A 23,264-nucleotide genomic window follows, 5' to 3' on the forward strand; every position below is an offset into this window, starting at 1 on the left:
AAGATGCCTCCATTATGGTGTCGCTAACAGATTGACTGCCAAATTGCTATATTTCGCAACCGCAGATCCGTTGTCACTTAGAAGTAATACTTGCAAATGCAGCCGAGCTTTTACAGCATGGTCAGGAACTTTTAGTTCCGTTTGTACGGGCGTCCAACCTTCAGGAGTCAGCACATTTCTCACAACGGTATGGCTAACATATTTATTGTCCTTGTCATAGAAATTCACGACCATTTGAGCTGCGGCATGATTCAGTATTTCTGCCTTCATCCAGCCGCTTAAGCTGTATGTCGCACCGCCCATTACGGACATGTCCTGATAAATATTCGCACCGCCCGGTTGCGCCGAACTAACTTGAATCATCTGAACGTGAGGGCTAGTAGATTGATAGACAGCTTGATAGACAGATGGAGTTACGCCATTTGGAATCGCTGGTATGGCTACCGTCACAGGCTCAGCTACGATCTGATAGGCCGCTGCAACCCCTTCTGTGGCATAACTTGTCCAACCTTGCCCAATCCCAGTGGGAAGCACCTCACCTGAAAAATTCCCGTTGATTAAGCTTCCAGCTGCATTTTGTGCTGTGCTTACTCGCAAAATGTTGCCTGCTGCATCATATTGATAGGAGGTTTCTCCATGCTCTTTGGATGATGCTGTTATTAATCGGTCTCCCGCATCATACGTATACTGAGCTACATAAGCAGCCAAGCCTGTGTACTGAAACAAACTGACAACAGAAATAACCAATACGAATGCACTTACTAATCTCCATTTCCGTTTCACGTCTATATCCCCTTTCGTATCCATACTCTTTATCTCATTGATATTCAAATAAATGATAGTTTGATCATTTATTCATTATATTGATAAACGCTTATTCCATCTCCTTCCTTCCTAACAAGAGTTTAATTATACGAAAAAAGAATAACGATACCCATTATCCTTATAGATCAATTGCATAGTACTTTGTTACTTAATTATTATGAAATTTTAAATTTTTTTGTCGAATCTTGACTATTTCAACTAAATTCACTACTATTTTGCGGACAATTCCGAACTTATTATGAATGCAAAACACCCTTTAGCAAGCATTAGAGTCGCCGTACAGGCTGCACTAACATCTTTTCTAAAAGGTGTTTCAAATCGTTATTTTATTTTTGAATTGCACTACGTCATCATACTAATCAAAGAATAAATAATAATGAATATTACAATTCCAATGAGAAATGACTTTATAACGCCCCACATAAACTGTTTGTTGCTATACTCTGCTTTCGGAAACCTTTTGTATAGTTGGTACAACCCCATTAGTATCATCGCTGAAAAACAGATTTTGATCGCGTTGCGCAGTACAGTGAATATGTACTCCCTAAGTGGAACTTCATAACTGCTATACCCCATCGATTGCCTTTGAATTATTACATCTGGATAATATACAATGGAAAATAATATTCCTACTATAAGGCCGTACAATCCCGCTTTAACTATTTTTCGTTCCATATACACCTTCCTAGTTAATAAGATGTTAAGCATCTATGTCCATTGGGTAACCTATTCACTTACAGTATAAATTCACCCTCGTTTTCCGAATTACGTATTTCGTCTAACTTTGTTCCACACAAATTTACCAGCAACAAAGCTAATCATACTAACAGCCAATACAATAGCAATTGGAACAATTGTTCCAACTATGCCTCCCGTAGCTCCAATGCTTACTTCTTGCGCTAAATATTCAACGTTTTCATACTGTTTTTCGATGTCTGGTACATAAGTAATGGTGTTGTACATGCCAATTGCGATTTGAATAACGAAGTAAACGATACAGATCACACTGGAAAATAGAAAAGCTTGCAGCAGCGTACGCTTCAACTAAGTTCACCTCTTCATAATCATGATACGTGAAGGTTGTTCTAAGTTGTTAACAGGATGTGTGCAATGACTAAGTCAGCAGATCATCAAGCGTCTTATCCAATTTGTCATACGTAAACTTGTAGCCCGCCCGCTCCAGCCGTTCAGGAATTACCCAACGACTTTTCAACACTAATTCTGTCTCCGTCTTAATAAATACGGCCCCTATTTCAAGCAGCCAGCGCGGCGAAGGCAAACCAATCTTCACATTCATCGTCTTGCGCAGTTCCTCCATCAATTCTCGATTCGTTACCGGATATGGAGATGAACAATTGAACACTCCGCTCAGCTCTTCATTCTCACGCAAGAACATAACGATTTGAAATAAATCATCAATATGAATCCAGCTAAAGCGTTGATTGCCTGAGCCCTGCACACCGCCAAGCCCAAAACGCACTAAGTTCTTAAACGGCGTCATCACTCCGCCTTCCTTGCCTAATACAATTGCGATCCGCAAGGCAACTTGCCGTGTAGCAGGCAGTTCAAAGGAAAATAACGCTTCCTCCCACTTCTTTGCTACATCGACAGAAAAGCCAGTCCCAATGTCTCCACCTTCCTCGCTCATTGGACGATCTTCTGCATGCCGATAAATCGTCGCCGTACTGGAGTTTATCCATAAGGAAGGTGGGTTGGAACAGGCTTGAATCGACTTACCGAGCAGATTGGTCGTACTCGTTCTGGAGCGAATAATCTCCTGCTTGTTCTTCTCATTGTAGCGACAGTCCACAGATTTGCCTGCCAGATTAATAAGCATATCAGCGTTATTCAATGCCTCTACAATGCCTTGCTTATCGTCCCATGCTAAATGATGTCGTTGTCTAGAGATGATGATCACGTCGTACCCCATACTGCGGAATTGCTTCTCGAAATATTTTCCGATAAACCCTGTGCCGCCGGCTATAACAATTTTCTTTCTCATCCCTATCACTCGCTTTCTAGTTTAATAGGTGCAGTTGCCTCCGAACTTATTTCTACATCCCAATATCCTGCTTCGCCAGCTCAATATGAGCTGCATGATGATTGCCATGCCATGCATATAGGCCAACATTATAGTCAAGACGAATTTCCTGCTTCGAATCAGGATGATAGAACGTTCGCTGGAAATCTTGCTCCGTCATCGATTGTAATAAAATAACCCATTTCTTGTGCAAGGCTTCAATTAAAGCAAGTGACACCTCAACATCCACATCAATCGAATCTCCGAGTGCCACCCACTTGGCCTCATCATAAGGTTTAATCGTCGGCACATCCTCCGTCAATGCGAGCTTAAAGCGAGTAATGCTATTGATATGGCTATCCGCAATATGATGTACGACCTGCCGAATCGTCCAGCCACCTTCCCGATAGGGAGTTTCTAGCTGCTGTTCGTTAAGCCCTTTAACAAGCGCACGCAGCTTGACTGGCAAATGCTCAATTTCTGCAATCCACTGCTGTCTTTGCTCTGGCGCAATGGTTCCTTCCCAAGTAAACGTCCCTATTGGATATTGTCTGTTCATCTAAACGCCTCCTGCTTCTTATCAACTAACTAACCAGCTAACTATGTATGTCATTTGTCATCCCATTTTGAAACTTACCATTCACATTACTTATGCTGTCAGAACCCCAACTACAGCTCTGCCTCAGCTCCGATCTCTGTCTCTAAGCCTTTTCCGTTAAGCTATGATCGGTTGGTGGCTTTTTAACGGCAAACACCATTCCTACAAATATAAGGACGATTCCAGCCCCTTGAATCACACTCGGTACAAAGCCTGTTATAACGATGTCCAGCAAGATCGCAACTGCCGGATCCACAAAAACCAAAGCCGAAATAACAGCAGTAGGGAGCTCACGCAAACTATCAAAAAAAAGTAAATAAACAATGCCAGTATGGATAATACCTGTTGCGATAATATAAAACCAATTTACAGCAGTCAGATCGTAGAATTCTGTGAAATTAACGAATGGTAGCAAAATAACAATGCCGAGTGCTGTCTGCAAAAAGGTAACCGTGTATGAACTCATCTCTTGTACACCTTTACCAAGCATCATCAAGAGCGCATAACAAACCGCAGCCAAAAAGGCCCATAGTAATCCGGATGACATCAAATCCGTCATCGATATCGATGCATCCACGCCCACGATTAGCACAGTGCCGACAAAGCAAGTAACGACGGACAGTACAGCAAACATCGTTAGCTTCTCTTTAAAAAAGATACTTCCTACAAGAAGTACAATAACAGGCGCAAGATGATAAATCGTAATCCCAATCGTTATCGATGTTAATTCAAAAGACTTGAACAAGAACACCCAGTTTAGTACTAAAAACAACCCACAAAACAAAATTTGCATCACTTCTTTTGACTTCCACTGCTCCGATTTATAGCTTCCTGTTACGTACCAGGCCAGACTTAGAAAAATCGTCGCACATATACATCGGACAAATACGAGCTCTAACGCAGGTACCCCTGTTTGAACCGAAAAGAAACCAACAGAGCCGAAGATGGACATCGCAATAATCATTTTTATTAATGCTTGTGTATTCACTTGTCGTATCCTTTCAATCTTATGTCATTCATAGATGGCTTATCATTACGTTCTTTTATTTATTTGGTTATTTACTGCCATCCTTTCAGCTGTTTCTCTGATACCAGTTCATTTGAAATGACAGATTCAACTCTTTCCCCAGTGCTTCACCAAACTCTATGAATCCGCTTCCTCTTGCCGTTATCAAATTTCCATCTCGGACTACGAGATCATTTCTGTAGTTCTCTTCTTGAAATACTTGAAGCAGTTGGCGTTGTTCCTGTGTGAGACCCACCGTATAGGTACGATCGCCAATCAACCCTGCTCGCGCCAACAAATACGGCGAACTAGAGATAGACGCGATAATAAGGTTGGGATTCACCTCCGCACATTTACGCAGGAAATCCATCAATGCCTCATGCTCAAATAGCGTCGAGATATCCATACATCCTGGCAGCAGCAAGCTGTCAAGCGTGGACATATCTACTTCATGGATCGTAGTATCCGGCACACAAGTGAAGTCAGACTCACCAACAACAAGCCCACGTTCTTCTTCAATCCCAATCGTCGTAATCGGATGATTCCCTTGCTTCAAAATAGACAGAGCAACCGAAATTTCATATTCGCTAAATAATGGGTATAATAACACGCCTGTTGTCTTCATACTGCTCTCCCCCTTGCTATCATGCCTCTACTATTTTACCAAAAATTCACTCTTATTTCGATTTTATTCTATTAACTTGCTCATAAATTGCTTTTATAGATCACAACTTCGTGATATTCACCCAAAGAAATACCCTTTCATATGCTGTGAAAAAGGTAAAGGAGCTCAAATCAATGTATATGTATCCAACAGGGATTCCTGTGTACCCACCCCCTATCCACCATGAAAACCACCATCTGTGCTTTCATTCATGGTCTCGAACGGGCATTAGCAGTACTGCCGTGCAATTTATGAATTTGATGCGAACGCTCTGGGAACAGCATGTGGCATGGACGAGAATGACGATTATTAGTATTGCGGAAGGACTGGCTGACGAAGAACAAACGACCAAGCGACTTTTACGCAACGTTCCAGATATGGGGGCTATCTTTCGTCTTTTCTATGGAAATCAAGTTGCTGCCCGATTTGAGACCCTGTTTCGAGACCATCTCGTCTTAGCTGCACAGCTTGTCAAAGCAGCAAAAGCAGGAGACGATGCAAAAGTAGCTGAGATAAATAAAAAATGGTATGCCAATGCCGATGAGCTTGCCAAGTTTTTTAGCAGCATTAATCCATACTGGCCAGAAAACGAAATGAAAAAAATGCTTTATGAGCATCTAGATATGACAAAAGCAGAAGCTATATATCGATTACACAAAGACTACGCTTCCGATATCGCTGCATATGACCGAATTGAGCAGCAAGCTCTTGCAATGGCAGATATGTTTTCACAAGGTTTTATGAAGCAGTTCCCTTCCGCCTTTAACGCATAGCTAGCTAAGCCCCCTTAAGGCTGATCTCCGCTTAAGGGGGCTTCCACTGCTGACCAAGTTTGATTTACTCAGAGAATAAATAGCATGATAGAACACCTATAATTATGGTATAATTTTCATAGTTTTATTTTTACATACAAAGTCACTTTACTTATCCAACATCATGATGTGAGGGGATTACAATGAGGTTTGAAATTGCAGATGAAAGCTACTATTCGTTTATACTTGAACGTGACAAGCATATGTGCAAGTTTTTGATGATGAGAAAATTGAGGAATAAAGAGTTTATTGTAGCGTTAAATGACCAAAACCAAGCAGTCGGCTGGCTGCGATACGGTTACTTCTGGGACCTCTTCCCGTTTATGAATATGCTTTACTTTGATGACGCGTACAGAAATAAAGGTTATGGACGTAAGCTCGTCGAGTTCTGGGAAGCGGAGATGAGAAATATGGGGCACAAGCAAGTGATGACCTCTTCTCAATCCAATGAAGATGCACAGCATTTCTACCGCAAGCTGGGGTACAAAGATTCGGGTAGTTTATTAATGGACATCGATCCCGCCTTAGAAATTATTTTCACAAAAAAACTGTAGACCGCCGGCTAACACGCTGTTTAAGATTTACTCTCGTAAACGTAACATAAACGAAGTATCCTACCTACACTAACTCAGCCGTATCTACGACAAAAAGGAAGAAGGACATGCCTTCTTCCTTTGTTATTGCGCTATTGCTGGGAAGATTACAGTACTAATTTGTTGTACAAAATAGCTGATTCACCTTCCAAACTGTAACCTACGTCCACTCTCATTAATGATGGTGACCGCCGTGCCCTTCTGAACCGCCCATTTCATGCTTGAGCATTTCCTCTTGTACGGCTTTCAACTCTTCCGCAGATACTTCGCCTACGATCAACTGCTTTTTCGGCATCACATGCTGTTCGCCTACTGAAATATGGGTTTGAACAAAATAGACTCCATTCTGCTCGAACGTTGCTGACACTGTATAGAGCCCATCCTTTTCATGCTGAGCCGAGATCATTTGACTGCCTTCTTTGCCCTGCCCTTTCTTCGCGTCCCAGATTTCAAAATGCACGAGATCTGCCTTTGTTACAGGTTCGTTATGATCGGTAAGGCTTACTTGAAGCACTGTCTCCTGCTTCAAAGCGATTGATTCAGGTGTAATAATCTCCGCATTCAGCTGACTGGACACATGCTGCTTCTTTTGCGTATCTGTACTCGCTGTACACGCTGCCGAACTAACGAGAACGAGCGCAAGCATAATGCCAACTGCTATTTTTTTCATCATGATGATGCCTCCTAAGCTCCATGCAGCCACTCTTTTACTGGTTTGATACGTGACAACACGAATCGATCCAGCACAAAGACGACGATGATTGAAATGCCTACTAAAGGCATTAAAATGCCCATGACGAGCATAAGGAAAAATACGACTCTTGTCCGATTTTTATCTTTGCTCGGCGTCGGTGAACCCAGCTTCGTTTGAGGCTTACGCTTGCGCCACATCACAAAGGAGCTGACGACAATACCGATCACGCCTAAGCAAGTGATGAGACCGAGCAGCTGATTAGCAAGACCGAATAAACGTCCTTCATGCAGCGCAATGCCCACCGTAATCGCCTTGCCCATAATGCCGTAGTCTGCATAGCGTACATCGCTCAATATGGCTCCCGAATATTGATCCAAGTGCAAAGTCGCTTCTCCACCAGGAACCGTATGCGAAGTCGTAACCGTATACACGCCTTTTTCATTTTTCGGCATGATAACTCGATATGGCTTCTCTACCTTCGCTCCTTCTGCAATAATCACCGCCTCATTAATCGTCAGCGGCACATAACTGCTCGCCGTAGAAACGGGAACAGGTAAATTCTCTGTTGCCCATGGACCGCCCTTGGCAACGTCCTTCGTCTTTAAGGTCGATTCAGGCTTTGCACCAGAACCCAATGCATAAGGCGGGTATCCTGTATTGGTAGACGTAGCGAGGCTGCTAATTTGCTTGCCTGTTACCGCAGACCATGGAAGACCTGTCAGTACTAAAATAAGAATAAACAGCGACAGCCAAAAGGCAGGTACCGCGTGCATATCACGCCAAAACACTTTCCCCTTCTGGCCCAATCTTGGCAGCACCGTCCCCCAAATGGAGGCTCTATTTCTTGGCCACCACATATACAAGCCGGTCAGCAGCAATATAACCGTCCAGCATGCGGCTAACTCCACAAGATAATTGGCAACGGTTCCGCCAATTATCAGCTCGCTATGCATTTTCACGAAAAAATCCGTGAATCTTTCTCCGCTAATGAGTGAGCCCATAACCTCACCGCTGTACGGATTTACAAACACAGAAGATGCGATGTCATTATCGACCATGCCAATTTCTACGGTTCTCGTTGTGTCATCATAAAACATAATCGAATTGATTTGCCCATTTGGATGCATTTGCTGCACAAAGTGGATGAGTGCTGATGGAGCAAGTGCGGTTGAACCATCTGTTGGCTGCTCCACATAATACATGTTTTGATACAGCATCGATTCTATTTGAGGCTTAAATAAGTAAACGCCTCCACTAATGGCAAGCACGATGAGAAATGGTGCAGCGAACAATCCTGCGTAAAAATGCCATCTCCACACAATTTGATAAAAAGACGCCTTGCTCTTCGTCTTCACGGACACAGCATTCGTCTGAACCGCTTGGTTCGCTTCCACGATATGATTTACCCCCTTTTATAAATGGTTTCGATTCGCACACGATTGTGCGTTCATTTGTTGTTTTAGTGTTTGGACAGCCTCCTCAAAGCGATAAATTTCCCCACCGAAGCCTGTTTGAAACTTCATAGCTTGTTGGTAGGAATCAAAAGTAAGTATCGTAGGTTGGCAGCAATTGATGTTTACATCCGCATGGAACAAAAAAGTAGCCATCTTGGCACTAATCGTTGTGTCCGTCAAAAAGTCATGACAAAGAATCACATCACATTCGACATCCTCATAACGAAGCAGCGCACAATGTGCACAGCAAGTATGTTCAATCTGTTGGCTCTTCGTGATAAGCTTAACGGAGTACCTCGTGTTTGCGGTCTTATAGCAATACGTACAAGTAGGAACCGCACTCACAGCTTGACGATGAGGCAGCGCAGCAATTCCATTCGATGTCTTAATGACCTTCTGTTCATCAATTAAGGGCTTAATATCGCGATACACCGTCATTTCCGATACATGCAACCGACTGCTAATGTCAGACACACGCAAGCTACCTTCTTGTTCGACCCATGTTAAAATTTGTTGTCTTCTTTCAATTGGCAGCATCGTTGACTATTTCACCTCCAATCCTCAATAAATGAGAGAATCATACCTAATTAAATAGCATGATGTCACTTAGCCAATTCCACTTATTGGCTTGAAATAAGATTATGGCATAAATAGGATAAAGGCAAGAACTAAATGTGGTTTTTTGTTGAGAAATGTTAAAAACATCATAGAACACGTTGGACTCCATAAAATACGGATACGGAAAATGCGAAAGGTGGAGCAGCTATGCGCGTATGGCGGGATTTGAAATCATTTGTACATATTCAAGGGGCAAGAACGTTACTGCTAACGCTCTTTATATATGGGATCGGAACAGGTATTTTAGCGCCGATGAACGCGATTTACCTGCAAGATTCGGTTGGGCTTGGCAAGGAGGAGATTACTTCTATCTTTGCGATTTCTCTATTTCTAAATATGATAACGACGATCTCCGTTGGATTAATTAGTGACAAGATGAAGCGGAAGAAACAACTGCCGATTATAGCCTCGCTGCTCTGTATTATAGGACTCTTCCTATATATGAGAGCCGATAGCTACTCCTCCGCACTCGTTGGAATGATTTTGGCGGTATCTCCGTCTGGCTTAATTTTCGGGCAATTATTTGCCATGGCACGCAACCACTTTACGAATAAAGCACCAGCTATCGTAGAAATCGCACAAATATGGCTGCGGGCAACGTATAGCATCGGTTTCTTCAGCGGCCTGCTGCTGGGCGCCAATCTATATTTACTTGCCACATTCCAAGGTGTGCTGTGGGGAAATCTTGCCGGATACGGTGCACTCTGCTTGCTGCTGATTTTATATAAAGAAGTTACAATTGACAGCTCCGCTCAGCAAACTCGCTCAAATGTGAATGAACCATTTTCTCTGCTCATGCTGCTCGCTATTTTACTGTTAAGCTGCTCGGATGCCATTCGAGGTTTGTATTTGCCGCTTGTTGTAAATGAATTATTTGGCGATCCGCGGCTGATGTCGTATTTGTGGAGTATTCAAGCGGTGTTTGAACTGCTGTTTATGACAGCTGCCGGCTACTGGGCTGCAAAGTACGGATATAAGCCCATCATTTTACTCGGAAGTATTTTCGCACTTGGTACGTATATCGTGTATAGCTGGAGTACGTCTTTGACTCTGTTCTTTGTTGTGCAGCCGATATACTCTGTCTTTGTATCGGTTCTATATGGGGTTGGCATGGGCTATGTGCAGCGCATGTTTCTGCATCGGGCAGGGTTCGGTGCCAGCCTGTACATTTTCATATCACAAACGGCTACCCTTATTGGCTACCACTTGCCTCTGTTTATTGAAGGCGTTACACCGAACATCTTCTGGATTCCTGCTGGTTTGATTACGTTATCCATGATCATCATGATTTATGTGATTGTAACCAACAAATCATCACATGCCCGTCATACACATTCACCCTTACGCTAGGCTACGCGATTATGTTATTCCAAATCACTTCGTAACAAGCGATTAATCGTTTCCCGACGAACACCGATAAACTGCCCAATTTCTTCTTGTGTCAAAATATCTGTGAGCGGTCGCTGTTCGGTATAGCTGCTTAACGACTCCTTTAACAGCTTCAGCCTCTCGGCTGGCGAACCGATCGTCAAATGGTCGATGCGCTGCTGCATAAAGCGCAGCTTATCCTGCAACACTCTGCCTACTTCAATTGCCTTCTCAGGCTGCATAGCAAGCTCTGCATACCAGTCGTCGGCTGGTATGCGCTCCACCTCACTTGTCGTGAGGGCCGTAGCCGTACCATGACAATCTTTCGCCGATAGCAAGGAATGATGGGGCACGATTTCGCCAGGAAATAATAAATTGAACAATAAAATATTCCCGTTCTCATGCAAACGAGTTACTTTGAACACGCCGCTAACAATTCGATATAAATACGTTCCTGGATCTCCTTGCCGAAATAATACTTCTCCTCGATGCAACGTTAAACGCATGCGCCCCCTCCTTTCCCTTTTACAGATTCCATACGTCATATATAATTGCCACTTACTCGCTGCTGCCTATGTATGCACCATGCTCTAAGTAATGCTTATACACGCGGAAAAAGACTTTCATCCCGCTCCAATACTGCTCATCCGACTGGATCGGCGTCAACCAATAAAGAGCCTGCTGCTCCGCATCTTCTGCTCCCTCTTCACTTAGCTTGCAGTAAGCGGGAAGATTGACTTCAAACATTCCTTCTACTTGCTTATTCTCATGATTCATCGTCTGAAATAGATAAACAGCCGTGTCCCCTTCTTGCGATTGTAATTGGAATTGTACGTTGTTCATTTCTTTCTCATCCTTTGTCTCTGTATCTGTTGATTATCTGTTAAAATGCTCATTTTCCCTTCTATAACGATAACGCATCCGAATTCATTTGCGTCAATCCAATTATACCCATATTAATTTCTTATTGCTAAACGAATATTTGTTCGATATATTGGATATAAATAAGAACGTTAGTTCGCATTAGTTTACTATTCCAAAATAGAGGGGAAGAAATAAATTGGCCGATCGAGCTACCCAGCCTCAAACGACTGCTCCACATCGCACTGAACATAAGATAGCGGTAAAGCAGTATATTATTTCCGCTCTTGTCTTGGATGTGTTGGAACGCGACATTGCTCACCTCGGAAGCTCCACCCTGAAGATGGCGCATGTCTATGTAGAATCATTGCGTCGTGCTCAGGATGAAGCTAATGCAGATTTAACCCGAATCCGTGCCCAATTTCGCCGCACTGGCATTAAAGTTCTGGATCAAGAGCGCCAACCTCACGGCGTGCGCGTGCAATATGTAGTGCAAGGCTATGAGCACTCCTTCTACCTACTGCGTGGACTGCTCCGCACCGAAGTGACTCTGTTATTGAAGCGTTATTTACATTTGCCCGCTCCTATAGAAACAGGACACTAACCTCTCAAGAGCACTAGAGCAGCGTAAGAAAAAGAGTACAGCATACAGCGAAAGGCAGACCATTTCGGCCTGCCCCATTCACAATTGATTCGATTACTGTGCATCCAGCTTTTCTTTCGCTTTGGAAGGAACATCTTCCGCTTTAACCTCTTCATACGATGTAACTTCGTTGATTTGCTTTGCTTTTTTATCCTTTGGCTTGGCATAGATACGAAGATACGCATCCTCTCTGAGCTTGCCTGCATTATCTTTAAGGCTCATAAAGGTAATTTCCTTATCTTCTCCATCCGATGTATAGCCCTTCAGCGTATAATAACGGAATCCTTCTTCCAACTTGCCTTCGCCTTTAATTTTTACGTAATACTCATCTGCACCTAATCTTTGCATATTGCAACCAGCCATCAAGATTGATACAAGAACGACTAGCATCATAATCGTGATACTTTTTTTCTTCATACTTTTCTCTGCCTCATCTCGTTGTTAAAGTCTTATTTAGACGGAAGAACAATCCGCTTGTACATTTGAACCGTGATGAAATAATAAGCTGCGTATATAACCGCAAATATTGTCAGTGGCACCCAAATGCGATCGTATGGATTACGCAATATGAATGAGAACATCTTCATGCCGAGAACAACATGGGCAACTCCAATAATCGCTGGGAACAAAAATACGAGAAACTGTTCTTTATAAATCGAACGTACCAGTCGTTCGCGGCGCACACCAATTTTGTGCAGCATTTGATAGCGACTAATATCTTTCGTTGCACCAGACAATATTTTGAACATCAGGCTGCTCGCCATCATCGCTAAGAACGCAATTCCTAAGAAGAAGCCCATAAATACGGTTCCGCTGGAGAAGCCGTGCATCATATGGTAGGATGCATATTTACTATTCAATACCATCTCCGAAAGATTGTATTTAGCTGCCTGCATCTTATCCAGCTGTGCCCACTTCTCTTTGTGGGCAAGGAAATCATCAGATACACCTACAATTACACTGCTTTCCTCCGCTTGAAGCTGATTGTACTTCTGTTCATCCACAATTTGTACCTGTTGCTCTCGATACAAATAATGGGGTTGAATCAATCGAAGTGCGTCATTCCAATTGTCGCTTTCCACAACGCCTGTTGAGATTGCTTCCGTTATAGGCTTGTACTGACCAAAGCTGTCTCTTCCTACTCCATATGGAGCGAATGGAGGATGCTGCTCCAAGTCTGTTTTTACATAATATACGTATTTCTTATCTACTTTATAGCGGTACTGCTGCTTGCTTATAAATGTAATCGTATCAATGACTGCCTGCTCCTGCTCAGTCGGCTGATGAATCACCATGTCATAAGGTGTAAAACCATTTACCGTCACCATTACATTGTTTTGGAATCCCATTCCCGCCGTTATCGCACCTGCACCTAGTGCAATCAGCATCGCTACGGTAGCAAGCACTTTTGTTAGGCTGTTTACACGGAAGCTGAGCTGCGCATACGTAAATGAATTAAGACCTTTTTCATTTCTTTTCTTATTCTTTTTCAATCTACCTATCATAAGCGGCAGGAACGTCATAAACAACAAATACGTCCCTGATGTCGTCGTAATTAACGCAATAATAATGCCTGCTTGCATTAACGTTTCCATGTTGAACATTGCCCAATACCCTATAGCCAGCAATATAATGGACAGCACAGCCGTCACTACTGTCATTATCCCTTTTACAGCAGGGCGATCTGTATGCGACTCCGCATGAACGAGCTGCAACACAGATATACGTGACAATTTCAATGTATTCATGATTGCAGATATAATAAACAACACCAAGAAGAATAGACACGTAATTTGCAGCGATGGCATATAGAACGCCTTATAGCCGCCAGCTGTAAACTCCAGCTGCTTCATCAGCAATTGACCGACACCTTGTGCCAAGCCAATCCCGATTGCATTACCGATAACTAAAGATACAATACCGAGAATCATCGTTTCTAGGAACATAAGCATCATAATTTTATGCTTCTTGGCCCCTAGCATCATGTACATGCCGAATTCTTTCTGCCGTAAGGTCATCAAGAACGAGTTCGCGTACAATATATAGAAAAACGTAATAATCGCCAACAGCACAGAACCTGCATGGAACACAAATTGAATGCTGCTAATGACTGAGTTAGATTCAATAAACGCTTTATTTAACGCCAGCGTCTGGAACATATAGAAGATCGAAACCGATATGACAAGACCGACAAGCAGCACCAAATAATCTTTGAGCTTACTTTTCAGACCTGACATCGAAAGTTTAACTAACATGTGTAACCATCCTTTGTTGTCATTTTTGCGTGCCCAAGTCGGCAAGTACATCTAGAATTTCGCGGTAAAATACCTCTCGTGTTGAGGTGCGACGAATTTCTTTGTATAGCTCTCCGTCTTGGATGAACAAAATACGCTGACAGTAGCTCGCGCTGAATGCATCATGCGTTACCATCATAATGGACACGCCGTGCTGCTCATTGAGATTCGTCATCGCTTCGAGCAAGCTTGTCGCATTTTTGGAATCGAGCGCCCCTGTTGGCTCATCGCCTAAGATGATAGCTGGCTCATGAACGAGTGCACGCGCTGCTGCTGTACGCTGCTTCTGACCGCCTGACAACTCCGCAGGATATTTTTGCAATAGTTCAGCAATCCCTAATGTTGCCGCTACCTTTTGCACGCTAGGTCCAATCTTGCGAGAAGGGACACCTTGCAAGGACAACGGCAGTGCAATATTTTCATATACCGTTAAATTTTCAATAAGGTTGAAATCTTGAAAAATAAAGCCCAGTTTCTGCGAACGGAAGTCAGCTAGCTGTCCTGATTTCATTTTGCTAATATCGACGCCTGCAATCTTGATAACGCCGTCCGACGCTTTATCTAGCGTAGAAATGACGTTCAATAACGTTGTCTTACCAGAACCCGATGGTCCCATAATACCGACGAATTCGCCTTGTTGAATTGAGAATGATACGCCCTTCAATGCATACGATTGATTCGCTCCTGATTTTCCATACACTTTTTTAACGTCTTGAATGTTAACGACAGGTGCTTGCATTTGTAAATCCCCCTACACTTTGTTTTGCTGTTGTCTCTATTGTGCAGGAATTCACGGTGAGCAACCATAGAATAGCGTGACGGTTACCTTACCATTTTGTCACCTTCGTTATAGAAAGCAAAAAAGACGACTCGGAATAAGTCGTCTACTCCTAATTCATTGAGACATCGTCTACGTTAATCGTTTGGATGGAATTAGTAATTATTGATAGAATAAATAGGAAGATGATCAGGTAATACATTTGTACATATAAGGAGATGAAACTATGGCAAATAACAAATTACTAAGAATGGACAATGTGGGCATCGTTGTAGAATCCCTTGATAACGCAATCTCTTTCTTTGAGGAGATTGGCTTGAAGCTCGAAGGACGAGCTACTGTCGAAGGAGAATGGGCTGGTCGCGTAACCGGTCTGGGTACACAGTCTGTAGAGATTGCGATGATGGTTACCCCAGATGGCCACAGCCGAATAGAACTTTCGCGATTTCTCACCCCACCTACTATATCAGATCACCGAACTGCTCCTGTAAATGCCCTCGGTTATCTACGCGTTATGTTCGCCGTTGAAGACATTGACGACATGGTATCAAGACTCACTAAGTTTGGTGCTCAGGTCGTTGGCGAAGTGGTTCAGTACAGGGATTCCTATCGGCTCTGCTACATTCGTGGACATGAAGGAATTCTAATCGGTTTAGCGGAACAACTCGATAAAAATAAGTGAAAACCGTTTTCCCAGCTAACTTAAAAGATTATGAACGCAAGACAGTTAAGTTAGCTGACGATGAAGTCTGATAAACAACAGTATCTTGCACTGCCTTAAATAGAACATAAATCGCCCATTACCCTGTAAATCGGAAGTATTGAAGCTTCTAATTCAGTGTTATGGGCTCATTTAGATTATTCATTATTCTTGTGAGTACCGATCACTCAGCAAATCTTCTATTATCTTCAGTTGCCTTTTCCTTTCATCTGTTGAAGCATCTAAGGATTCATTAGTTAAAGTATTTACTACTTTTATTGCATAATCACTACTAACGATAGCATGTCCTCTCATATGTCCAGTTGCAATTGCTTGAGCAAATGAACGTGCAGAATACTTACTAACGTCAGATTCAGACTCTTTAGCTAATTCATTCACAGTAAATCCAACTTTTCGTAAATCATAAGCTCTTATGCTTCCCTCTATTCGTTTTTCTAAAGTTTCTATTCCTAAATTTACGCGTGGGTCATCTTTTAAATGGTTATCAAGATAATCTAAGTATGGAGTTGCTACTTTTAAAGCCCATTGAGAAAGCAATTTCTGTGGCAGTCTTTCAAGTTCTTCTTCGATTTTATTTCTTAATTCATTATTATCATATATCTTTATTTTTGGTTTGCTGTAAGTAAATTCTGTCTGTTCTTTTATTTTCTGCTCATGTTTATTCCATGCATATTCATCTATATTCATTTTATTTGCTCCTTCCTTCCATTTGTAATCAACGTATTTACTTCTTCAACATGGTTTCATAATGAGTTTTTTCTCTTTAATTGTAATAATATGATAATAGAACTTATGAAGGTAGGGTGAAGTTTAAGATGAGTTTCGATTTCTATATAGCAGCAGATCGTCCGATTCCTGAGATTAAACCTAGAGGACAAGAGATTTTAACTGTAGGTGATATGATTCGTATGAATGTTCCGGACGGCCCAGTTCCTTGGAAAGAAATGGATGAAAATTCAAAAGTTCTTTGTTTTGATCCAGCAGTCTCTAATCCTTTTCTAATAGAAGATGCTTCATATGCATTAGAAATCATGAGCGATTATACTGATCTCAATCATATGTATACAGTCAGTGTTTCTGATATGAATCGAGCAAATTATTTATATAATTATGTTATGACTCTTGATGAAGAAATAAACTTGGAAATCTGGCATCTCTGGAACGGCTATGATTATGAAGATGAAATCATTAGTAGAAAACATTTGTCACGCTCCGCTCTTGTTCTCTCAGATTTTGAAGCCCCTCTGAATGAGAGTTGGTGCATAGCTATTAAAAGTTGATTTTTGAAGCGGAAAATGGAAAATCACGGCCTATGGTAACATACATAAATACCCTCGTAACTAGCGGCGTTACTGCCACCGTAATCTCAGTCTATAGTCTTTATATAGATTGCGGAGAAGATATAGCCAAGGGAATTAAGCAGCTCCAAAAGCTTGTTTCCCTCTCTGCTAATAACGAAAAAGGATAGGTTGTCAGATAACCTCTGACTGCCTATCCTTTCTTAATGAAGAGAATCTTTAATCGTTGCCGTCCTAACCGGCCTTTGCTAATGACTTCACCGCCTCCGCCAGTATTGCCGCGTAAGCTTGGGCACCTTTCGGGCGTAGATGAGTTCCATCGGGTTCAAAGTAACCGTCCTGGTTGTGGCTGGCAGCGTACCAATCGACCAACGTAACGTTCGGATACGCCTGCGCGACTTCCGCCAGCTTCTTATTTACTGCACGTTCCCAGCGTTCTGGCATCCGAGTATTCACCAGAATAATATGTTTCACATCCTGTAAGGAATGAATTTGCGCTTCGAGCTGCTTCTGATTAAATACACCGTTGGTTCCAAGTGCGATAATAAGGTAATCTCCCAGCTTACCGTTCCTTTGCAGCATAGTAAGCGTATCAGGCAATGCCCGCATTTGGCGTCCGATCTTCGCATCAACATACGCACCGGGGAGCTGCTGCTGTAAATAAGATACTGCGCCAATCATAACAGAATCGCCAATCGCAGTTACCGACCACTTGTTCTCCGTTTTACCACTGCTAGCATTAGCCTGATTTGTAGGTTTTGTTGTAGGTTGCAACTTCTTCGGTGATATAGGCTTAGACTGCGCCCCTTCAACATTCTGCTTCTGCGCTGGAACGGAGTTATCCGCCGATGTCTCTGAAGATACGGAATCCGGTTCCAGCGGAGCTGACTGGACGGACCTTGCCTTACCATCGTAGCCCATTCCGCAGCCAAAAAGGATGAGCAGAACAGCTATACAAGCCGATACCGTCCTTTGCCGCCAAGTAATCGTGTGCCATGTCCATTCCTTAGCTCTTAATCTCGCCCACCATATTCCTACCGCGCCTTTGCGAATCGGTTCTTCGATATAACGCCAGGATAGGTCGGCAAGCACGAGACTCACGATAATCTGAGCAATAGAACGGACAACATTCAATCCATCCGTATCCACAGTGGGATTTGTCAGCATAATAACCGGATAATGCCAAAGATAAAGGGAGTACGAGCGCACTCCAATCCATTGCAGCGGCTTCCAACTGAACATTTTGCTCAAGCGACTGGCAGGATGAGCAAGCGCAGCCATAAGCATGGCTGTTGCCACCGCTAACAGTACAAGCCCCCCACGGTACACGAAATCATCATACTCACTTATACGGAACAACATATAGACAATGATAATAAATCCAATCATGCCGACCATATCGATTCTCTGCTTCGTCTTGGGTCCAACTTGCCCTGAAAGCTTTCGACGAGGACAGATGATAGCGAGTGCAGAACCGATAAGTAAGGCGAACACCCGTGTGTCTGTACCATAGTAGACACGGCTTGGATCTGTGCCCGGTTCATAAATAATAGCCATTGCGATAGCTGATACAGCTGCGGCAACCAATGTCCAAGTGAGCAGCCAGCCCCGTGTGAGATGATATCGTAGTGCGATGATAAGTAAGAGCGGCCAAATGAGATAGAATTGCCCTTCCACAGCCAATGACCATAAATGAGTAAACGGCGATGGTGGCCCAAAACTATCAAAATACGATACTTCGCTTAAGATGAGAACCCAATTGTTCGCATACAAAAAAGTTGACCAAATTTCTTTATGTAAGGAAACTAACCGTGAAGGATCCGTTACCGTCAGCCAAGCAACTGTGACGACGAGTACGGACAAGAGTGCTGGCAGCAATCTTCGAGACCTACGTATATAAAAAGTCTTCAAGTCGATCTTATCGTTCCGTTGTTTTTCTTCCAGAAGCAAATCGATAATGAGATACCCCGACAATGTGAAAAAGATGCCGACACCCAAAAAGCCTCCGTTGGCCCAATCGAAGTTCATATGATAAGCAATAACGGCAAGCACGGCTAATGCGCGAAGACCGTCAAGTCCAGGCAAATAGAGATTGTTTTTTGCTGAATTATTATGTAACCATTTCATAATTGCTCATGCTGTCTCCCTTAAGAAGTAATAGAATGGTGGAATTCCTAATAATAGGGGATACCGATAAACTCTATTATAGGCATCGTGTATGGGAGGTTCGTTACGAATCTATTACAGTTCAGAATCAATTAATTAAGGTTAATGACGGCATTGTCATCTTCGTTATAGCAAGCAAAAAAGACGACTCAGGATGAGCCGCCTTTAATAAAAGTCAAATCAATTCACATATTTAAAATGGATATTCACGTGTTGTGTTCTGGGTAGATATCCACTGCATGGTTGTGAACTCCTCCAGTGACCATTTGCCCCCAAAGCGACCCAATCCTGACTTTTTCTCGCCGCCAAAAGCAATTAACGGTTCATCATGAACACTTTGATCATTGACATGGACCATTCCAGATACAATTTGCTTCGCGACCTCAACACCTTTTTCGATAGAGCCTGCATAAACAGCAGCGCTTAATCCATATGGAGTGTCGTTCGCAATATCAATGCCCTCTTGTTCCGTTTTAAAAGGAATAACTGTCGCAACGGGACCAAACATTTCACTTCGTGCAGTTGCAACATCATTCGTTACGGATGTTAAAATATAAGGAGAAATCGTGTTCCCTTCTACTTTCCCTTCCAGCACAACGGTTGCGCCTTCCTTTTTCGCCTCTTCAATCGTCGCCGTAATTCTTTCCACTGCTCTACGGTTAATGACTGGACCTATTACATTCTCGTGATCGCTTGGATCGCCGACTTTAAGCTTTTTCGCTGCCTCAACGAACTTATCCAGGAATGTTTCATAAATACTTTCATGGACGATGATTCGATTGATAGCCATACAAATTTGACCACTGTGGAAAAACTTCCCGTACACTGCCGATTTTACCGCTCTATCCACATCAGCATCTTCCAGTACAAGCAGCGGGTTATTGCCGCCTAATTCCAGCGCAGCCTTTTTCATCGTTCTACTGCAAATTTGAGCAATATGAAGCCCTGCTGGAGTAGATCCAGTAAACGAGATAACTCGTGGAATTGGGTTCTCTGTTATGCTATCTCCAATTTCACTTATCGAAGCTACTACTACATTTAATAGGCCTTTCGGAACACCCGCTTCTTCGAAAATTTTCGCTACCATTAAGCCACCGCTAATGGCCGTTTGCTCATCCGGCTTCAAGACAACTCCATTCCCCGTCGCCAACGCTGGCGCTACCGAGCGTATCGACAAATACATCGGGAAGTTAAAGGGGCTTATGACACCAACAACACCAACAGGACGGCGATATACCCGATTTTCTTTTCCTGGAACAAGGGATGGTACCATCTCTGCACCCATTCTCATTGGGAAGCTTGCGGCTTCTCTTGTAATCGCAATACAAAAGTCCAATTCAACATTCGCTTTTGCATAAGTAGAACCAGTCTCCTTAATAATGATCTCGCAGATTTCCTCTCGACGAGCTTTCATAATGGAGACTGCGTTCTCCATAATATCAGCCTTCTCGAAAGCGCTTACTTTTTCCCACGCAAGCTGTGCCTTTTCTGCTGAAACGTATGCTTCATCAATATCTTCCTTGCTTGCAAGCTTTATTTGGGCAACGATTTCATCGTTATAAGGATTTTTATTATCATAAGTGGTAACGCTATTTCCTTCACGCCATTCACCAGAAATGTATTGTAGATTCAACTTATTGTATGCAGTCATTTGCTAACTCCCCCTTTTTATTGGCAGACACTTATATTATGCACGAATCCTTAAAATTAAAAAGTATATTTCAATTAATTTTTGTGCAAGTTCACATATTTGTAGATAATTCTTATTAAAAATAACATATTTTAAGAAAAGAATATGATTTTTATAACATCATAAACACAAAAAAAACGACTACGAAAAGAAGGTTCTCTTACTAGGACTCAGGAATATTTTCGGAATATAAACACAGTCTTATTCAAGTTTTTCATTTATGTGGTTGTTAAAATGCCATTTTAACTCACTTATATATATGTGAAGCAGTTACATGCACAGCAACTGTTTCAAAAAAAACGATAAAGGGGCTAATAATTATGGCATTTACAAAAGAGTATGCAAGGAAAGTAATTTTATCTTTGGATGAGGTTCGGAAAGCAAAACAAGCGCAAACCGCAATGTATGAACATGGTTTTAAAAAACCAAACGGTGATAAATTGGCTCAGATCGTGGGTGCCTCAGCTACCATTCTCGGGCTCGTATTTATCGCAAGCACCTCAGTTGGTGTTGCAGCTGGAATAGCAGGTATTCTTGCTCTTCTTGCGCCTAACGAAAAAGCAGCACTTGAATCCATGATTAACACAGGTTACAAAGAATTAGACAAAATCGAAACCTTTTTGGAAACGAACACAAAGTACAGCCATGTCGAAGTTAATCTTCCATTTATCGAGTATGAGCGTCAGGGTATTCGTTTCGTCACTGGTAAAGGTGTTGTAACTCGTGTAAAAGCAAAGAACGGCGGTTGGGTTATTATGTAATTTAATATCCCCTTCGAAAACAACATATCCTCACCATATAAATGAAGCAAAAACAGCCCCGATGGATGTAGATCCTCGGGGCTGTTCTTATGACAAGAAGATGGAAAAATTGATAACTCTTCTGGATGGAACCAACATAAAGACTGGCCTAGTTGGAAATCCAAACGATAAAACGATCATGCTGCCGATATCTGTATATGGGCAACAAGCGGAAACCCCTTCATCAGTTGCTTGTCATTATATTGGTTTATTCGCTTGTCGGTTTCCGTATCGAACGAGTATATGCCACATATATTTTAACTCTTGAAGAACTTCCTCATAGCTTCCTCTATCCTTCCATAATTCCGGGTTACGTTTCAAATCTACAGCGGCAGCCCCGATTACATTAGCATCAACATAACCATGTTGTGCGATCCGTTTCGCTAAAAAAGGCATCGTTGGTCCCCTGAAATCAGAAGGGATTTCATCTACTTTCATAACGAATCCCATATGCCAATATAGTTTAATAGAATACTTCATACACATTTGTTCCAATATTTCTCCCGTGAAAGAACCTTTGAACGAAGGATCTGCCACAAGAATATCTACGTCTTCCTTCAGTGTAATATCACCGTGAACCTGAGACTCAATATAGTCGTTGAGGTTTCGACTAGGCTTACGATTAGAAGGGTCTTTTAATGGCTGTTCTAGATTCATTAATAAATGATCGATTAATTTCTGAGGTGTCAGATCCTTCTCACCGATAGCCTCATTTCGAAAAAATGTATCTTTAAAAATCGCTGCCAATATATCTTCAAACTCTTCATAGGTGCCTTTTTCTACGGGGTCTTGATGTGAATCCAAATACGTATACGTACAGCGCGTGGAGACATTTGGTGAAAGGAGAAAGTAACACGAGCCGAACCGAGGAGCCGGCCCATCTGGGCTCAGCATTACATCCAAAGCCCCGTACTTCGGACGCTGAGCATCTGTCACACCATCTAACTGATAAGCGCCGCCAAACAGTGTTTTCTCCCATAGATCTCGTGCACCACCCGAGTAAGCGGATACGCTGCCATTCGAAATATGAGTTTCAAACTGACTCTTGTAGATTCCCTGTTCAAGCAATGACTGAGCTACCGTTTTCATATCTGCTGTTAGTCGGTCAGGATGAAAATGCAGTGCGACCCTAGCGTTTGAAAAGATCTTTGTACAAGCATTTTCAAAAGTGCTCCAAGAGATATTGGACAGCTGGAGAACTTCCATGAGTGATTTTCGAGCAGCGCTTTTTCTTGTTCTGGCATACTGGGTAACATACTTGATAGCTTGGCGCTGTGAACGTGATAACTTACTTAGCATAAGAATCATCTACCTGTGAAGGGTGTATTTGATTATTCTAATTGTAATATGAAGCGCGATAG

Annotated in this window: 25 protein-coding genes; 7 read left to right on the forward strand and 18 right to left on the reverse strand. The window is 42.5% G+C overall.

Annotated features, from left to right (window positions below; genetic code table 11):
* Window positions 1-12: 12 nt before the first annotated feature.
* The 6 genes from FPZ44_RS14130 to FPZ44_RS14155 form a co-directional block, all read right to left on the reverse strand.
* The gene (locus FPZ44_RS14130; protein ID WP_186786052.1) at window positions 13-783 is read right to left on the reverse strand and encodes an RHS repeat domain-containing protein; all 771 of its coding nucleotides are present in this window, start codon (window positions 781-783) and stop codon (window positions 13-15) included.
* Window positions 784-1,590: 807 nt separating this feature from the next.
* Window positions 1,591-1,869, reverse strand: a complete 279-nt coding sequence (locus FPZ44_RS14135; protein WP_144991206.1) for a hypothetical protein — start codon at window positions 1,867-1,869, stop codon at window positions 1,591-1,593.
* A 70-nt stretch (window positions 1,870-1,939) separates the two neighbouring features.
* Window positions 1,940-2,827, reverse strand: coding sequence for a TIGR01777 family oxidoreductase (locus FPZ44_RS14140; RefSeq protein ID WP_144991208.1), 888 nt, complete (start codon window positions 2,825-2,827; stop codon window positions 1,940-1,942).
* Window positions 2,828-2,879: 52 nt separating this feature from the next.
* Window positions 2,880-3,404 (reverse strand): YfiT family bacillithiol transferase, encoded by a 525-nt coding sequence (locus tag FPZ44_RS14145; RefSeq protein ID WP_144991210.1) that lies wholly within the window; start codon window positions 3,402-3,404, stop codon window positions 2,880-2,882.
* A gap of 142 nt (window positions 3,405-3,546) precedes the next feature.
* Window positions 3,547-4,407, reverse strand: coding sequence for a DMT family transporter (locus tag FPZ44_RS14150; RefSeq protein ID WP_144991851.1), 861 nt, complete (start codon window positions 4,405-4,407; stop codon window positions 3,547-3,549).
* A 109-nt stretch (window positions 4,408-4,516) separates the two neighbouring features.
* Complete coding sequence (locus FPZ44_RS14155) at window positions 4,517-5,074, reverse strand: DJ-1/PfpI family protein (RefSeq protein WP_144991211.1); 558 nt, start codon at window positions 5,072-5,074, stop codon at window positions 4,517-4,519.
* A 173-nt stretch (window positions 5,075-5,247) separates the two neighbouring features.
* Between FPZ44_RS14155 and FPZ44_RS14160 the strand changes: the two genes are divergently transcribed.
* Both FPZ44_RS14160 and FPZ44_RS14165 read left to right on the forward strand, forming a co-directional pair.
* Window positions 5,248-5,886 (forward strand): hypothetical protein, encoded by a 639-nt coding sequence (locus tag FPZ44_RS14160; RefSeq protein ID WP_261378328.1) that lies wholly within the window; start codon window positions 5,248-5,250, stop codon window positions 5,884-5,886.
* Between the two features lie 182 nt (window positions 5,887-6,068).
* Window positions 6,069-6,479, forward strand: coding sequence for a GNAT family N-acetyltransferase (locus tag FPZ44_RS14165; RefSeq protein WP_144991212.1), 411 nt, complete (start codon window positions 6,069-6,071; stop codon window positions 6,477-6,479).
* Window positions 6,480-6,693: 214 nt separating this feature from the next.
* Here FPZ44_RS14165 and FPZ44_RS14170 read toward each other — a convergent pair whose 3' ends face one another.
* Genes FPZ44_RS14170 through FPZ44_RS14180 form a run of 3 tightly spaced genes read right to left on the reverse strand, consistent with a single transcriptional unit; the run spans window position 6,694 to window position 9,203 of the window.
* A complete protein-coding gene (locus tag FPZ44_RS14170) occupies window positions 6,694-7,191 on the reverse strand; it encodes a FixH family protein (RefSeq protein WP_144991213.1) in 498 nt (165 codons plus the stop codon).
* An 11-nt stretch (window positions 7,192-7,202) separates the two neighbouring features.
* Complete coding sequence (locus tag FPZ44_RS14175; protein WP_418789152.1) at window positions 7,203-8,606, reverse strand: PepSY-associated TM helix domain-containing protein; 1,404 nt, start codon at window positions 8,604-8,606, stop codon at window positions 7,203-7,205.
* Between the two features lie 18 nt (window positions 8,607-8,624).
* Window positions 8,625-9,203, reverse strand: a complete 579-nt coding sequence (locus tag FPZ44_RS14180) for a DeoR family transcriptional regulator (protein ID WP_144991215.1) — start codon at window positions 9,201-9,203, stop codon at window positions 8,625-8,627.
* Between the two features lie 228 nt (window positions 9,204-9,431).
* On the opposite strand from FPZ44_RS14180, the gene FPZ44_RS14185 reads away from it, so the two are divergent.
* On the forward strand, window positions 9,432-10,634 hold the full coding sequence (locus FPZ44_RS14185) for an MFS transporter (RefSeq protein WP_144991216.1): 1,203 nt from the start codon (window positions 9,432-9,434) through the stop codon (window positions 10,632-10,634).
* A 14-nt stretch (window positions 10,635-10,648) separates the two neighbouring features.
* Here the strand turns inward: FPZ44_RS14185 and FPZ44_RS14190 are convergent, their stop codons facing one another.
* Complete coding sequence (locus tag FPZ44_RS14190) at window positions 10,649-11,158, reverse strand: Crp/Fnr family transcriptional regulator (protein WP_144991217.1); 510 nt, start codon at window positions 11,156-11,158, stop codon at window positions 10,649-10,651.
* Window positions 11,159-11,210: 52 nt separating this feature from the next.
* Window positions 11,211-11,495: a hypothetical protein gene (locus FPZ44_RS14195; RefSeq protein ID WP_144991218.1), complete on the reverse strand. Its 285-nt coding sequence runs from the start codon at window positions 11,493-11,495 to the stop codon at window positions 11,211-11,213.
* A gap of 217 nt (window positions 11,496-11,712) precedes the next feature.
* On the opposite strand from FPZ44_RS14195, the gene FPZ44_RS14200 reads away from it, so the two are divergent.
* A complete protein-coding gene (locus FPZ44_RS14200) occupies window positions 11,713-12,117 on the forward strand; it encodes a YhjD family protein (protein WP_261378329.1) in 405 nt (134 codons plus the stop codon).
* Window positions 12,118-12,210: 93 nt separating this feature from the next.
* Here the strand turns inward: FPZ44_RS14200 and FPZ44_RS14205 are convergent, their stop codons facing one another.
* From FPZ44_RS14205 to FPZ44_RS14215, 3 genes are read right to left on the reverse strand one after another with little or no spacing between them, the layout of a single operon-like run.
* A complete protein-coding gene (locus tag FPZ44_RS14205; RefSeq protein WP_261378330.1) occupies window positions 12,211-12,573 on the reverse strand; it encodes a YxeA family protein in 363 nt (120 codons plus the stop codon).
* 32 nt (window positions 12,574-12,605) lie between these two features.
* Window positions 12,606-14,411, reverse strand: coding sequence for an FtsX-like permease family protein (locus FPZ44_RS14210; RefSeq protein ID WP_144991219.1), 1,806 nt, complete (start codon window positions 14,409-14,411; stop codon window positions 12,606-12,608).
* Between the two features lie 19 nt (window positions 14,412-14,430).
* Complete coding sequence (locus FPZ44_RS14215) at window positions 14,431-15,189, reverse strand: ABC transporter ATP-binding protein (protein ID WP_144991220.1); 759 nt, start codon at window positions 15,187-15,189, stop codon at window positions 14,431-14,433.
* A gap of 265 nt (window positions 15,190-15,454) precedes the next feature.
* Between FPZ44_RS14215 and FPZ44_RS14220 the strand changes: the two genes are divergently transcribed.
* Window positions 15,455-15,910, forward strand: a complete 456-nt coding sequence (locus FPZ44_RS14220; RefSeq protein ID WP_144991221.1) for a VOC family protein — start codon at window positions 15,455-15,457, stop codon at window positions 15,908-15,910.
* Between the two features lie 183 nt (window positions 15,911-16,093).
* Here FPZ44_RS14220 and FPZ44_RS14225 read toward each other — a convergent pair whose 3' ends face one another.
* Window positions 16,094-16,636, reverse strand: a complete 543-nt coding sequence (locus FPZ44_RS14225) for a putative immunity protein (protein WP_144991222.1) — start codon at window positions 16,634-16,636, stop codon at window positions 16,094-16,096.
* A 128-nt stretch (window positions 16,637-16,764) separates the two neighbouring features.
* Here FPZ44_RS14225 and FPZ44_RS14230 point away from each other — a divergent pair, with 128 nt between their 5' ends.
* Complete coding sequence (locus FPZ44_RS14230; protein ID WP_144991223.1) at window positions 16,765-17,229, forward strand: hypothetical protein; 465 nt, start codon at window positions 16,765-16,767, stop codon at window positions 17,227-17,229.
* Between the two features lie 252 nt (window positions 17,230-17,481).
* Here the strand turns inward: FPZ44_RS14230 and FPZ44_RS14235 are convergent, their stop codons facing one another.
* Together FPZ44_RS14235 and FPZ44_RS14240 are read right to left on the reverse strand one after the other, a co-directional pair.
* The gene (locus tag FPZ44_RS14235) at window positions 17,482-19,374 is read right to left on the reverse strand and encodes an acyltransferase family protein (RefSeq protein ID WP_144991224.1); all 1,893 of its coding nucleotides are present in this window, start codon (window positions 19,372-19,374) and stop codon (window positions 17,482-17,484) included.
* Window positions 19,375-19,606: 232 nt separating this feature from the next.
* Window positions 19,607-21,064 carry an aldehyde dehydrogenase family protein gene (locus FPZ44_RS14240; protein WP_144991225.1) on the reverse strand — a complete coding sequence of 486 codons (1,458 nt, stop codon included), beginning with the start codon at window positions 21,062-21,064 and terminating at the stop codon, window positions 19,607-19,609.
* Between the two features lie 359 nt (window positions 21,065-21,423).
* On the opposite strand from FPZ44_RS14240, the gene FPZ44_RS14245 reads away from it, so the two are divergent.
* Complete coding sequence (locus FPZ44_RS14245) at window positions 21,424-21,864, forward strand: hypothetical protein (RefSeq protein WP_144991226.1); 441 nt, start codon at window positions 21,424-21,426, stop codon at window positions 21,862-21,864.
* Between the two features lie 237 nt (window positions 21,865-22,101).
* On the opposite strand, the gene FPZ44_RS14255 is transcribed toward FPZ44_RS14245, so the two are convergent.
* Window positions 22,102-23,202, reverse strand: a complete 1,101-nt coding sequence (locus FPZ44_RS14255; RefSeq protein ID WP_144991227.1) for a DUF3626 domain-containing protein — start codon at window positions 23,200-23,202, stop codon at window positions 22,102-22,104.
* Window positions 23,203-23,264 lie beyond the last annotated feature (62 nt).

This window comes from Paenibacillus agilis, assembly GCF_007786455.1.
Classification (GTDB): domain Bacteria; phylum Bacillota; class Bacilli; order Paenibacillales; family Paenibacillaceae; genus Paenibacillus_B; species Paenibacillus_B agilis.